At 72.7% G+C, this 13488-nt stretch carries 12 protein-coding genes and 1 pseudogene; 5 read left to right on the top strand and 8 right to left on the bottom strand.

The window, feature by feature from the left end; translation table 11 throughout:
* Window positions 1-135 precede the first annotated feature (135 nt).
* Entirely contained in the window at window positions 136-1092 is a 957-nt protein-coding gene (locus tag ABZ865_RS22930) for a helix-turn-helix domain-containing protein (protein ID WP_361233177.1), read from the bottom strand.
* 26 nt (window positions 1093-1118) lie between these two features.
* On the bottom strand, window positions 1119-1574 hold the full coding sequence (locus ABZ865_RS22935; protein ID WP_361233179.1) for a pyridoxamine 5'-phosphate oxidase family protein: 456 nt from the start codon (window positions 1572-1574) through the stop codon (window positions 1119-1121).
* Window positions 1575-1713: 139 nt separating this feature from the next.
* Here ABZ865_RS22935 and ABZ865_RS22940 point away from each other — a divergent pair, with 139 nt between their 5' ends.
* Window positions 1714-4497 carry a LuxR C-terminal-related transcriptional regulator gene (locus ABZ865_RS22940; protein ID WP_361233182.1) on the top strand — a complete coding sequence of 928 codons (2784 nt, stop codon included), beginning with the start codon at window positions 1714-1716 and terminating at the stop codon, window positions 4495-4497.
* A gap of 18 nt (window positions 4498-4515) precedes the next feature.
* On the opposite strand, the gene ABZ865_RS22945 is transcribed toward ABZ865_RS22940, so the two are convergent.
* The 3 genes from ABZ865_RS22945 to ABZ865_RS22955 form a co-directional block, all read right to left on the bottom strand.
* The gene (locus ABZ865_RS22945) at window positions 4516-4968 is read right to left on the bottom strand and encodes a DUF1801 domain-containing protein (RefSeq protein WP_361233185.1); all 453 of its coding nucleotides are present in this window, start codon (window positions 4966-4968) and stop codon (window positions 4516-4518) included.
* A gap of 220 nt (window positions 4969-5188) precedes the next feature.
* Window positions 5189-6163, bottom strand: a complete 975-nt coding sequence (locus ABZ865_RS22950) for a DUF5996 family protein (RefSeq protein WP_361233188.1) — start codon at window positions 6161-6163, stop codon at window positions 5189-5191.
* Window positions 6164-6678: 515 nt separating this feature from the next.
* Window positions 6679-7695: an aldo/keto reductase gene (locus tag ABZ865_RS22955; RefSeq protein ID WP_361233191.1), complete on the bottom strand. Its 1017-nt coding sequence runs from the start codon at window positions 7693-7695 to the stop codon at window positions 6679-6681.
* Window positions 7696-7859: 164 nt separating this feature from the next.
* Here ABZ865_RS22955 and ABZ865_RS22960 point away from each other — a divergent pair.
* Window positions 7860-8017 (top strand): annotated as a pseudogene (locus tag ABZ865_RS22960) (transcriptional regulator); the annotation flags it as partial.
* Window positions 8018-8050: 33 nt separating this feature from the next.
* Window positions 8051-8266: a hypothetical protein gene (locus ABZ865_RS22965; RefSeq protein ID WP_361233692.1), complete on the top strand. Its 216-nt coding sequence runs from the start codon at window positions 8051-8053 to the stop codon at window positions 8264-8266.
* A gap of 151 nt (window positions 8267-8417) precedes the next feature.
* Here ABZ865_RS22965 and ABZ865_RS22970 read toward each other — a convergent pair whose 3' ends face one another.
* Complete coding sequence (locus ABZ865_RS22970) at window positions 8418-9248, bottom strand: helix-turn-helix transcriptional regulator (protein WP_361233194.1); 831 nt, start codon at window positions 9246-9248, stop codon at window positions 8418-8420.
* A 186-nt stretch (window positions 9249-9434) separates the two neighbouring features.
* On the opposite strand from ABZ865_RS22970, the gene ABZ865_RS22975 reads away from it, so the two are divergent.
* Entirely contained in the window at window positions 9435-10433 is a 999-nt protein-coding gene (locus ABZ865_RS22975; protein ID WP_361233198.1) for an aldo/keto reductase, read from the top strand.
* A 135-nt stretch (window positions 10434-10568) separates the two neighbouring features.
* Here the strand turns inward: ABZ865_RS22975 and ABZ865_RS22980 are convergent, their stop codons facing one another.
* Window positions 10569-11150: a TetR family transcriptional regulator gene (locus ABZ865_RS22980; protein ID WP_361233201.1), complete on the bottom strand. Its 582-nt coding sequence runs from the start codon at window positions 11148-11150 to the stop codon at window positions 10569-10571.
* A gap of 191 nt (window positions 11151-11341) precedes the next feature.
* On the opposite strand from ABZ865_RS22980, the gene ABZ865_RS22985 reads away from it, so the two are divergent.
* Complete coding sequence (locus tag ABZ865_RS22985; protein ID WP_361233204.1) at window positions 11342-12133, top strand: SDR family NAD(P)-dependent oxidoreductase; 792 nt, start codon at window positions 11342-11344, stop codon at window positions 12131-12133.
* A 73-nt stretch (window positions 12134-12206) separates the two neighbouring features.
* Here ABZ865_RS22985 and ABZ865_RS22990 read toward each other — a convergent pair whose 3' ends face one another.
* Entirely contained in the window at window positions 12207-13379 is a 1173-nt protein-coding gene (locus ABZ865_RS22990; protein ID WP_361233207.1) for a helix-turn-helix domain-containing protein, read from the bottom strand.
* Between the last annotated feature and the right edge of the window lie 109 nt (window positions 13380-13488).

Genomic DNA, 13488 nt, shown 5'->3' on the forward strand with positions numbered 1-13488 from the left:
TTCGCCACCCAGATTCGCGGCCCGCGCCCGTGCCCGGCAGTGGCGCGAGCGCCACGGTTCGCAAGGATCGCGCCAGGGGCGGCGAGGGGCCGCGTGGCCGGGGCGGACGTGCCGCGTGGGCGGGGTGCCCGGGGGCTACGTGCCCCGGGTGAAGGTGCGCCGGTACTCGCTCGGGGTGGTGCCCAGGATGCGCTGGAAGTGCAGCCGCAGATTCGCGCCGGTGCCCAGACCGACGTCCGCGGCGATCTGCTCGACGCTGCGCTCCGACCGTTCGAGCAACTCGCGCGCCAGGTCGACGCGGGCGCGCATCACCCACTGCATCGGTGTGTACCCGGTGTCCTCGGCGAAGCGCCGGGAGAACGTGCGCGGCGACACCGCCGCGTGCCGGGCCAGCGCCTCCAGGGTCAGCGGGCGGCCCAGCCGGTGCAGCGCCCACTCGCGGGTCGCGGCGAACCGCTCGCCGAGCGGCTCGGGCACGCTGCGCGGCACGTACTGCGCCTGACCACCGCTGCGATACGGCGCCGCGACCAGCCTGCGGGCCGCGTGGTTCGACGCGGCCACCCCGAGGTCCCGCCGCAGGATGTGCAGGCACAGGTCGATGCCCGAGGCGGCACCGGCCGACGTGAGCACGCTGCCCTCGTCCACGAACAGCACGTTCTCGTCGACCTGGACCAGCGGATGCTTGGCCGCGAGCGCCCGCGCGTAGTGCCAGTGCGTCGTGGCGCGCCGGCCGTCGAGCAGCCCCGTGGCCGCCAGCGCGAAGGCTCCCGTGGAGATGGCGGCGAGCCGCGCACCCCTCTCGTGGGCGGCGACCAGCGCGTCGACCACGGCGCGCGGCGGGTCCTCGCGGTCCGGGAACCGGTAGCCCGGGATGAAGACGATGTCCGCCCACTTCAGCGCGTCCAGGCCGTGCGAGACGTGGTACGACAGCCCGTCCCCGCCGGTCACCAGACCGGTCTCGGCCCCGCACACCCGCACCTCGTACGGCATGCTCGCGCGCGTCGTGAACACCTGAGCCGGAATCCCCACATCGAGCGGTTTCGCACCTTCGAGGACAAGGACGGCGACGCGATGGAGACGGGAGGGTGGCACGGGGACCAGGGTACGGGGGAGCGGCGTCACACCAGCCAGCGGCCGTCGCGCATCAGCTCACGGTCGCGCAGTTCGTTCTCCTCGCGCCAGGCCTGGATACGGCGCGGTGTGATGCGGAACCAGCGGTAGCGCGTGGCCAGCGCGCGCGGGTCGAAGCCGGTGCGCGCGGCGAACCGGTCCCCCTGCCGGCGCGGCAGCGCGTCGATCTCGAGGACCTCGACCTCGCCCTCGATCATGGCGACGTCACGGGTGTGGCCCAGCGCCAGCCGGGCGGTCCGGGTGGCGGCCAGGTTCCGGCCGGTCGGGCTGTCGGCGGGGGTGGCCACCAGCAGCGCCTCGCCGTCCCGGTCGAAGGACAGCGGAACCAGGTACGGTGCGCCGTCCGGCGAGGCGCTGGCCACCCAGACGTCGACGTCGTGGGTGAGCCGGTGCTCGGTGTCGCGGCGGCGCTGGGCGCGGGTGCGGGGCGCGGAACCCGTCATGGTCACTCCTGCGGTCGTGGGGCGGTCGACCGCCCCGGTGCGTCGGACCGGGGCTGATCGCTGTGGTGACAGCCTCTCTCCACCGGGGTACCGGCCACCTCCGTGCCGACCACGGAAAGCCGTCACGGACAATGACTCGGTGTCGACTCCAGTGATCTCGGCTCGGGAAGCCGAAGTGCTCGCGCTCCTCGGGGAACACCTCAGCAACGCGGAGATCGCCGCGCGGCTGTTCATCTCGGTGCGCACGGTCGAGTCCCATGTCTCCTCACTGCTGCGCAAGTTGGAGCTGCCGGACCGGCGGGCGCTGTCCCGGCGCGCGCCCGCGCCGGCCCCCGCGGGGCAGCCGAGCCCGGCCCCCGCCCTGCCGGCGCCGCTGACCGCGTTCGTCGGCCGGGCACGGGAGCGCGGGGAGCTGGCCGAGGCGGTGCGGACACACCGGCAGGTGACCGCGGCCGGTCCCGGCGGGGTGGGCAAGACGCGGCTCGCGCTGACGGTGGCGGCGGACCTGGCCGGCGGCTTCGCCGACGGGGCGTGGTTCGTCGACCTGGTCCCGGTGACCGATCCGGGCCGGGTGGGGGCGGCGGTCGCGGCGGCCATGGGCGTCGGCGAGCAGCCCGGGCGCGGCATCGACGACGCGGTGGTCGCCGCGCTCGCGGACCGCGAGGCGCTGCTGGTGCTGGACAACTGCGAGCAGGTACGGGACGGGGTGGCGCCGTTCGTGGAGAGGCTGCTGGTGGCCTGCCCCCGGCTGCGGGTGCTCGCGACCAGCCGGGCCCGGCTGATGGTTCCGTTCGAGCGGGTCTTCCCCGTCCCGCCGCTGTCGCGGGCGGGCGGCGGCGATTCCGACGCGGTGGCCCTGTTCCTGGAGCGGGCGGCGGCGGTCGGCCGGTCGCCGGACCCGGCGGTACGCCCCGAGGTCGCGGCCCTGTGCGAACGCCTCGACGGCATGGCGCTGGCGATCGAGCTGGCGGCCGCCCGGTGGCCCACGCTCGGCCTCGACGGTCTGTCGGCCGGTCTCTCCGACCAGTTGCGGATCCTGGCCGGCGGCCCGCGCGTCGACGGCAGGCACCGGTCGGTGCGGGCGGTGCTGGACTGGAGCCACGACCTGCTGGAGCCGCGGGACCGGGCGCTGCTGCGGCGGGTGGCGGTGTTCGTCGTGCCGTTCACGGCGGAGGCTGCCGCCGAGGTGGCCGGGTTCGCGCCGCTGGGTCCGGCGGCGGTCGCCGACGGTCTCGGCAGGCTCGCCGAGCAGAGCCTGCTCACGGTGACCCAGTCCGCGGCCGGCACCCGGTACCAGGCGCTGGAGACCATCCGCCAGTACGGCATGGAGCACCTGGCCGACGCCGGTGAGCTGACCGACGTCCGCTCCCGCCATCTGGACTGGTGCCTGGCCGGTGCGACCGCCCTGACAGGAGCCGACGGCCCGGACGCGCGCGCCCGGTTCGACGACATGGCGGAGGACTTCCGGGCCGCGCTCGCCTGGGCCGCGGACCAGCCGGAGCAGCGGGCCCACGCCCACCGCCTCGCCCTGTCGCTGGCCGAACTGACCTTCACCTGCAACCTGTTGGGCGAGTCACAGCAGCGGTTCGAGCAGGCGGCCGCGCTGACCGACGACGCTCCTGCCGCCGCGGCGCTGCGGCAGGCGGCCGCGGTGGCCGGATGCCGCAGGCTCGGCGAGGACATGTTCCGGCTGCATCGCGCCGCCGCCGAAGCCGCCCGGCGAGCCGGCGACACCGCTGGTGCTGGCCGTGACCTGGCGGCCGCCGCCACCGTCGCATACCGCTTCTCCACTTCGTTCACGCGGATTCCCCCCGAGGCCGAGGTGACCGCCATGCTCGCGGAGGCACGAGAGCTGTCCGGCGACGACGACCCGGCTGTCGCGCTGGCCGAGGCGGCAGTGATCGCGGATGCTTTCGGCGCGCTCCAGGGGGATGCGGACAACACCGCGCAGGAGACGGTGGGATGTGCCGAACGGGCTGTCGAGCTTGCCCGGCGGGCGGGTGACCCGGTGGCCGAGTCGGCCGCCCTCGACGCGCTCTCCGGCGCCCGGAGCTGGGCCGGAGAGTCCTTCGCCGTCGCGGCTGCCGCCCGACGTCGGATCACCATCCTGGCTTCGGTACCGCGCACCCCGGCCAGTACGCACGAGTGGATGGACGCCCTCGCCATGGGCGCCGGAAACGCCCTCGGCGTGGGGGAGTTGCCGGGGGCCCGCCGGTGGGGCAGGCAGCTCGCCGACCATGCGCTGCTGGCCGAGGCGGGTCACCACGCCACGTCCTGGCTCCTGGTCGCGGACGCGTTCGCCGGCCATGCCGACGAGGTGCTCACCCGCAGCTCGAGATTCCGCGAGGCGTGGGAGCAGAGTGGCCGCCAGCGGTCGCTCTCCCTCGGCGCCGGGGCCGCGTCGGTCGCCATGATCCACGGCCTGCGTGGCGACCACGACGCGCGGGCGACCTGGCTCGCGATCGTCGACCAGGCGGACAGCGCGGTGCAGCACCGCCTCGGCTACGGTGCGGTCTTCGACGCCATGGTCCTGCTCCATCACGGGGACGCGGACGCGGCCCTGGAGCGGCTGGCGCCGGAGCCGGACCAGGTGTGGAAGTGGGTCTGCTGGGTCTGGCTGCACTGGTACGTGGCGCTCCGCGCCGAGGCGTCGGTACTCGCCGGACACCCGGACGCCCGGGACCGGATCGACGCCGCCCGGAGTGTGGTCGCCGGCAACCCGGTCGCCACCGCCCAACTGGACCGGGCGCAGGCACTGCTGGACGGCGACCTGCCACGACAACTCGCCGCCGCAGCGGCCTTCGAGGCGGCGGGCTGCCCCTACCAGTCGGCGCGCACGCTGCTGCTCGCCGGGAGCGACCACGCCGCCGCGGGCACGGCGGCACTCGCCGACCTGGGCCTCACGCCCGTGGACGTCGAGTGACCGCGGCACAAGGGCGGTTCAGCTCACCGCCTGCTTCACCAGCGCGGCGATCCGCGCCTCCACCTCGGGCGTCACCTCGGTCAGGGCGAAACCGGCCGCCCACATCGGGCCCTCGTCGAGGTTCGCCTGGTCGCTGAACCCGAGCGTCGCGTAGCGCGACTTGAACTTCTCCGCGCTCTGGAAGAAGCAGACGACCTTGCCGTCCAGCGCGTAGGCGGGCATCCCGTACCAGAGCTTCGGCGCGAGGACCGGCGCGTTGGCGGTGACGACGGCGTGGACGCGCTCCGCCATGATCCGGTCCGAGTCCTGCATCTCGGCGATCTTCGCGAGCACGTCCTGCTCCGCCTGTGCGGCCTTCTCCGCGCGAGAGCCGCGCCGAGCGGCCTTCTTCTGCTCCAGGGCGTGCTCCTTCATCGCCGCCCGCTCCTCGGCCGTGAACCCCTCGTACGTGCTGCTCTCCGTGCTGCCCATGGTCTCCCCTGTGGTCGTGCGTTCCCGATCGCCCTGGTGTGTCGTGTCGGGCGCGATCGCCGTGGCCACAGTCTCTCCCGCCCGAAGTACGGACCGCCTCCGTGCCGACCACGGAAACCAGCACGGATGCCGAGTCGCCCTGACACCGGCACTGGAGGGCGACTCCACGGTGATCGCGGTCGGCGCCCCGGGCGATGGCGGCTCGGGGACGGACCTCCGATCACCCCTGCCGGCACTGCGTCTGCAGGACCGCGGTCGGTGTCCGGCTCACGTACCACCCGTCGACACGCGGCACGAAGACATCGGTTGGCCAGCCCGCCGTCTCGACGGCGGCCTCGTACACGGCGTCGCCGAAGTCCACGATGGCCCGGTGCGGGTCCGGCAGTTCCCGGAGCGTGTCCCAGGGCAGCAGCACCAGACCGGCCTCCGGATACCACGCGGCACCCTTCACCCCCCAGGACCGGCCTTCCAGCCCGTCCGGCTGGGGCCAGATGTAGGCGTACATGCCGATCGGCGGCGCGTCGACGTCGCTGATCTTGGTGTTGTCGAAGCAGAACCCCACCGACAGGTACGAGTGGAGCTGGGCGTTCTGCATGAACGGCGGACGGCCGGGCGTCGGCGTCGCGGGCCGCGCCCGGAACCGTGTGGCGGACAGGTCGAAGCCGCCCCACATCACCCCGACCCGGGGCCGGTGTCCGAGGAAGGGTGCCTGCCACGCCTCCAGCCCGTCGGCGGCGAGGCTCAGCGCCTCCCACATCAGCCGGGCCGCGTCGCCGTCCCAGGTGCGGACGACCTGATCGTCCTCGAAGCTCGGCGGGGCGTCCGGGATCTCGCAGATCAGCGAGGTCCGCGGGCGCCGGATGCCGAGTTCGGACACGGCGGCGCAGAACGCCGAGTAGAACGCGGCGACCGATCCCTCGGCCAGCGACAGCCTCCGCGACTCACCGTCGGTCTCGATGACCACGTCCCCGTCGAGCAAGCGGTAGTGCACGCGGAAGGCCACGCCCCGCTGCCGGAACGTCGGCGTGCTCAGCCCCCGGGGCGTCACGTCCAGGACGATGTGCCCCCACCCCACTTCGAACGGCTCGTCGAGGGTGTACTTGCCCGCGACCTGAACGACGCGGTTCACATAGTCGACCATGGGAGCCAGGTCCTCATGGACCAGCGCCGGCCACGCGTCGGGACGTTCGCTCACGAAAAGCCTCCCAGCGTGTCGAGGGGAACGGCCGCAGGGGCATGAGCAGAGGCCCGCGCCCGCTCCCGGGGCCGGGCGGCGACGGACCGGCCTCGGCCGCCGAGCCTGCGGACCGCGTCCTCATTCTCGCACCAGGGCCGGGGGCCAGGCATGTTCTGCCGGATCGCCGCGAGCGTGTGACGATGACGCGCAGGCACCCGAACGCTGCCGCGACCTGTGGAGAGGCCGAACCAGACGCTGGGGCATGTCCCGCGGAGCGGTGCGACGGCCCGTGCCCCGGAGCGCTTGCCGACGCGAACTCCCCTTGGCCGGAAGGGGCTCGGCATGGCGTCCCCGGAAACGACCGGCACGGGCGTGGCAGCACCGTCCGGGACGAAGCCCCGTCGACCGGGCAGGACGGGCAGCAGGCACCACCTGATCACCGACATCGGCACCGGCCTGCAGGAGCGACGGCGGAATCCGGTCGAGTCCGGACGGACGGTCCTGCAGGCCGCGCACGGCCCTGCCGGTGCGCCTCAGCGGCGTCGCAGGCGCTTGTCGGTGAGGGGCGGGGTGGGGTCGATGTAGAAGTCACCGGGGTTGACATCGACGCCGGGCGGGACGATGTCGTCGATACGGTCGAGGAGGTCGTCGTGGAGTTCGACGTCGGCCCCGGCGAGGAGATCGGCGAGGTGCTCGGGCCGGCGCGGGCCGATGAGCACTGCGGTGACGGCTGGGTGGGCGCGGACGAAGGCGGTGGCCAGATGGGGCAGCGGCAGACCGGCCTCGGCGGCGAGGGCGGTGAGCTTCTGCACAGCGTCGGCCTTGGCCCGTACACCGGGCCGGGACAGGTCGAACGTCTTCGCCCCGGCACCGGCGCTGCGGTGCCCGGCAGTGGGGTCCCCGCGGCCGGAGAGCCAGCCGGAGTTGAGCGGCCCGAAGGTGAGCACGCCCATGCCATACCGCTGGGCGGTGGGCAGCACGCGGCTCTCCACACCGCGGGTGAGGATCGAGTACGGCGGCTGCTCGCTGCGGAAGCGGTGGTGCCCGCGCCGCTCGGCCGCCCACTGTGCCTCCACGATCTCCTCGGGGGAGAAGAAGGAGCCACCGATCGCGCGGATCTTGCCGGCCCGGATCAGGTCCGACAGGGCGGCGAGGGTCTCGTCGATATCGGTGTGCGGATCCGGACGGTGCATCTGGTACAGGTCGATGTGGTCGGTGTCCAGTCGGCGCAGGCTGTCCTCGACCGCTCGGTGGATCCAGCGGGCGGATCCACCGCGTCGGTTGGGATCGTCGCCCATGGCCAGCCCGAACTTGGTGGCCAGGATGACGTCGTCGCGGCGGCCCTTGATCGCCTTGCCGACGATCACCTCCGACTCTCCGGCGGAGTACACGTCGGCGGTGTCGATCAGGTTGATTCCGGCATCCAGTGCGGTGTGGATCATGCGGACGGACTCGTCGTGGTCCGTGTTGCCCATCGCGCCGAACATCATCGCGCCGAGCGCGTACTCGCTCACCGACAGCCCGGTGCTGCCGAGGATCCTGCGCTTCATAAGTACCTCCTGGTGTTGGACGGCTCTTCCAGCAGCCAAGCACCGTCCCCTGCCGCACTGGGAGGCCCGCCTCTACCGGGGGTCCAGCAGACCCCCTTTGGCGCGGCCATCACCCTGTCAACCCGGACGACCGTGGTGGCACGGCCCAGGAACCCGACACCGGGCTGCGGGATCTTCTGCGCTCGCGCCGCGCGAAGATCACCCCGGAGGAGGCGGGCCTGGGGCCCCGGGCCGGTGCCCGGCGGGCTCCGGGCCTGCGGGGTGAGGAGGCCGCACGGCTGGCCGGCGTGAGCGTCGATCACCAGTCCGCCTCGAACGAGGCCGGCCCCTGAACGCCGCCGGCCTGCCGAGGCGGGTGTGGCCTGGCCGCACCCGTACACGGCTCCTCGCGCTGGAGGAGCAGCCGGCACGCCCCGACCACCGGGGCTGCCCGCAGGCGGCTACCGCGATCGAGCACGCGGGTCATCCGGCGAGCGAGGTCGTCCGGCGTCACAAGCGGGAGATGACGGACTTCTTCCAGCGCCGGGCCGAACGTGGCGGCGCCCGCGACCCCGAGACGTCCGCTCAGTGACTGAGCATGGTGTTCGACGCCGCGAGCGCCCGCGCCGTCGTCCAGGCGGAACCACTGCACTGCCTCGCCGTCGAACGAGTCACCGTGGCCCGAGGTCTGCTTGCGCCCGCGGTACAGCGCGAGACGATGTCGTCGGGGCCGACGGGTCGGCTCAACTCGCGAGCCTGCGCAGGGCCTTCTCGGACGGCGATCCGGGTTCGACGGTGTACAGGCCGAGCGTCTGGTCGGCGTCGCCCATCGGAGTAAAGGCTTCGAAGCCGAGTGTCAGGTCCCCCACCAGCGGGTGACGGTAGTGCTTGACGCCGTGCCGAGGCAGGAACACCTCGTGCTCCGCCCACCAACGGCGGAAGTCCCGGTCCGCGGCGGACAGTTCGCCGACCAGTCGGGCGAGCCGGGGGTCCTGGGGATGATGGCTGGCATACAGACGCAGCATGCCCACGTTCTCCCGGGCGGTCTCGGGCCAGTCGACATACAGCTCGCGGGCCGCTTCAGTGAGGAACATGTAGCGGGCCATGTTCCGCTCCTCGGACGGCAGGGCGTCGAAATCCACGTACAGGGCGCGGGCCAGACGATTGGTGGCCAGAACGTCCAGGCGGTGTCCCAGGAGCAGAGCCGGTACGTCGGTGATGTTGTCCAGTGCCCGCAGCAGCCCGGGCCGTGCCCGCTGCGACGACACAGCGCGCGGCCGCCCCCGGGTGGCCGCGGCCAGGGCGAACAGATGATCACGCTCGGTCTCGTCGAGCTGCAGCGCGCGAGCCACGGCCTCCAGGACGGACGCGGAGACACTCGCGCACCGCCCGCGTTCCAGCCGCACGTAGTAGTCGACGCTCACCCCGGCCAGCTGGGCGACCTCCTCGCGCCGCAGTCCCGGCACACGTCGCGCCCCCAGATGCGGGGCAAGACCTGCCTGCTCCGGGGTGATGCGGGCCCTGCGGGTCCGCAGGAAATCCCGAAGATCCGTCTCGGGCCTGTGCTCACTCACGTCCTTCAGGCTAGCGCCGCCTGCCGGCCCCTTCCTCGGTACTTGAGGGGGTCTGCCGGACCCCCGGTCGGCCGGCCCCCGGGACAAGGGCTGCTCTTCCTGGACGTTGGCGGCCGGTGGTGCCCTGGATGCGTGACGACCCCGGCCGGCAGACCGGGGCAGATTTTCGAGAACGGAGAGACAACCATGCGACGGCTCCCACTGGGTTCAGACGGTCTCGCGGTGAGCACCGAGGGGCTGGGCTGTATGAGCATGAGCACGACGTACGGACCGAGCGACGAGCGGGAGGCCCGCGTCACGCTGCGGCGCGCCGTGGAACTGGGAGTGACCCTGTTCGACACCGCCGAGTCGTACGGGCTGGGCCACAACGAGCGCCTCGTCGGCCACGCCCTGGCCCCCGTCCGCAACGACGTCGTGATCGCGACGAAGGTCGGTTTCGGGTACACCGAAGACGGCCAGATGGCTGTGGTCGACGGACGGCCGGTTGTGGACGGGCGGCCGGAGCACATCGTGCGGGCGATCAAAGGCTCGCTGGGACGACTCGGGATGGAGCGGATCGATCTGGTGTACCTGCACCGGATCGACCCCACGGTGCCGATCGAAGAGACGATCTCGGCCATGGCGGGCCTGGTGAAGGCCGGACAGGTCTGTCATCTCGGTCTTTCCGAGGCGTCGGCGGCCACCATCCGGCGCGCACACGCGGTGCACCCGATCACCGCCGTACAGACCGAATACTCACTGTTCGAGCGTGGGGTCGAGGTCAACGGTGTCCTCGCCACCGTACGCGAGCTCGGCATTGGATTTGTGCCGTACTCCCCGCTGGGCCGCGGATTCCTGACCGGCCGACTCAACCCGGAGGACCTGCATGCGAGCGACTTCCGCAACAGCGATCCGCGGCTCCGGGGCGAGAACCTCGCCCCCAATCTGCGGATCGTCGACGCGATCGCGCGGATCGCCGCGCGGAAGGGAGTGACCCCCTCCCAGCTGGCCATCGCCTGGACCATCGCCCAGGGCGGCGTCCCGATCCCGGGCACGCGTCGGGTGCGGTATCTCCAGGAGAACGTCGCAGCCGCGGACATCACCTTGACCACCGACGAGCTGGCGGCACTCGATGTGGCCGCCCCGGTAGGCGCCGCCTCGGGCGACCGCTACGGAGCCGGAAACATGGAGCTCCTCACGCAGTGAGGGCGAGTGGGATGCCGGTGCCAATGTCGGTGATCAGGTGGTGCCTGCTGCCGGACCTCGTGCAGCCGGGGCGCACCCCGAGATCACCGATCCTGGAGTGATCCGACCACCTCGAAGATCATCTCGTGAGGAGTTCTAAGACCGTTCGGGCGCCCCGGTGACCAGCAGGATCGCGTCCACGAGGTCCTCCGTGGGGCTTCCGGTGGCCAGGTGCCGGAGCTGGAGACCCATCACCAGGGCGACCGTGGTGGCCGCGAGGCGCTCCGCGTCCGGGACACCGAGGGCGGTCAGGATCCGCGCGGCGAGCCGGTCGTAGGCCGTGAACGCCTCCGCCGCCGCCTCGCGCAGCCGCTCGTCGCGTCCGGCGTGGAGATACAGCTCGAACGGCGCGAGATGGGCACTGTCGAGCGCCGATCCGCATGCCACCTGCCCGGCCAGACGGGCCGCGTCCTCGATGTCGATGCCCTCGGTCTGGCACTGGTCGGCCAACTCGGTGAAGTGCCGTGCCTCCTCGCGCACGAAGTGCAGCAGACTCTCGCGCAGCAGCTCGTGCTGGGTCTCGAAGTGGTAGGTGACCGAGCCGAGGGAGACGCCCGCCACCTTGGCGATCCTCCGGTTGGTGAGCGCGGCGAGCCCGCCCTCGCCGACGATCTGCAGGACGGCCGTGATGATGCGCTGACGCGTCGGGACGGCGGCGGAGAGGTCGGCGTTCGGCATGGCCCGCATTCTTCCATCAGCGCTGGTCGGGCAGGGACTTGGGCGGACCGGTGTCGTACCGGGCCGGCGCGACGAGCGGCTGACGCTCGATCAGATCTCTTTCGCCGCCCCAGCTTTGTCGCATTGCGGCGGTGGACAGGGACCTCCGCCCTCCCTATTGTTCGTTCGAACGAACAGGACTGGAGGGTGTCGTGCGTATTGATGGGGCAACTGTGCTGCTCACCGGAGTCACCGGCGGGATCGGTGGCGCGCTCGCCGCGGGACTGTCCGCTCGGGGCGCGAAGCTCGTCCTCAGCGGCCGGCGCCGCGACGCGCTGGAGCCCCTCGCCGAACGCTACGGCGCCCGGACGATCCTGGCCGATCTCGCCGACGCCGACGATGTGCGGCGCCTCGCCGAGGAGGCCGCCGGCACGGACATCCTCGTCGCGAACGCGGCCCTGCCCTCCAGCGGCGACGTGCTCGACTACACGCCGGAGCAGATCGATCGCGCGCTCGCCGTGAACCTGCGGGCCCCCGCGATGCTCGCGCGCCTGCTGGCTCCCGGGATGGTGGCCGCAGGGCGCGGGCACATCTGCTTCGTCGGCTCGCTGTCGGGGATGGCGGCCACCAAGTCGTCGTCCCTGTACACCGCGACGAAGTTCGGGCTCCGTGGCTTCTCGCTCGCCTTCCGCCAGGATCTGTACGGCACGGGAGTCGGCGTCTCGATCGTCCAGCCGGGCTTCGTGCGAGAGCTGGGGATGTTCGCGAACACGGGGGCGTCGACGCCCGGCGGGGTGCGTACGGTCTCGCCGGAGCAGGTGGTCAAGGGCGTGGCGCGCGCGATCGAGCGCGATGTCGCCGAGATCAACGTGGCCCCGCTCGAACTGCGCTTCCTCACCAGGATCGCGTCGCAGTTCCCCGGGTTCTCGGAGCGGGTGCAGCGGCGGTCGGGGGCCGAACGGACCCTGAAGACGATCGTGGCGGCACAGCGCGCGAGCCGCTGAACGGAGCGGGCGGCCAGGCAGTCGGCCGGACGGCCGGGTCCCCTGCGCCTGCCCGGATGCCTTCCCCCGCGTCCTAGGTGTGTTTCCGGCTCAGCCGCAACGCGTGCAGGGCGGTGCCGAGGTCCGCGACGGCGGCGGGGTCGGTCAGGGAACGGCCCGTCAGTTCCTCGATGCGGCGGAGCCGGTAGCGCACGGTGTTCGGGTGGATGAAGAGGTGGTGCGCCGCGTCGGCGGCGACGCCCTTGGCGGTGAACCAGTGCCCGAGCGTCTGCAGCAGCCGCCCCCGTTCGGGCGCCGGGAGTTCCAGGACCGGTCCGAGGACGACCTCGACCAGGCGGGCCGACTCGGCGGGGGCGGCGGCGACCAGCATGGCGAGCGGGCTGTCGTCGAACAGGGCCACGCCCGGCCCCTCGCCCGGCAGCCCGGCCAGCGCCAGCCGGGCGAAGCGCAGCGCCTGCGGAGTGTCGCGCAGCGAGTCGAACCGGGGGCTGACGCCGACCCGGGCGTGATGGCGGCGGACCGCCCGGTGACTCACCGTCTCGGCGTCGGGATGGGTCAGCGCGAGCAGCCCGATCTGCTGGTCGGGCAGCAGCCGCCAGGCCGACGGGACACCCGTGCGGCGCAGGTCCGCCTCGATGCCGGGCAGCGGCTCGCCGCCCGGATCCGGCACGGAGGCGGCCACGACCGCGTACGGTCCCCGCTCCGGAAGACCCAGTTGCCGTGCCGTCTCCCACAGCGTCGTCCGGTCCGCGAGAGCGCCCGTGAACAGCGCCTCGACCAGGGCCGAGCGGCGCACCTCGCGCTGCAGGGCCAGCTCCGCGCTGGCCTCGCGGTAGGCGGCGGCGACGGCCTCCGCGTAGCAGCCGAACTGCGCCCAGATCTCCGACGACCCCGCCACCAGATGGGCGTCCGTGACCTCGGGATGCCGCTGGGCCTCGTCCAGCAGTTGCGCCCACAGGTACTCGAAGCCGATCCGGTAGGCGTGCAGCGTGTCCGCGAGCGGCACACCCTGCTCGGCCCGCAGCCGACCGGTTTCCTCCGCTGGTCGCACATCGGGTGCCGCGTCGACCGCGAAACGCCCGAGGATGTGGTCGGCGTTGGCCGTGCAGGACTTCCGCAGCGAGGCGAAGGGGATCAGCGACTCGTCGGCGTACGACTCGACCTCCGCGCGGATGCGCAGCGCCATCCGCTCACCCAGGTCGGGCAGCCGTACCCGCAGGGCCGCGCTCACTCCGGAGAGACTCATTCGTGCAGCGTACGGCCTGCTCTTTGTTCCTGGGAACAATCCACGGGCCGGTGAGCTGTTCGCGCGGCCATGGACGCCCCCCGGCGCGGAGGACACCATGCCGGGAGCG

The organism is Streptomyces sp. NPDC047085 (genome assembly GCF_040643735.1).
Taxonomy (GTDB): domain Bacteria; phylum Actinomycetota; class Actinomycetes; order Streptomycetales; family Streptomycetaceae; genus Streptomyces.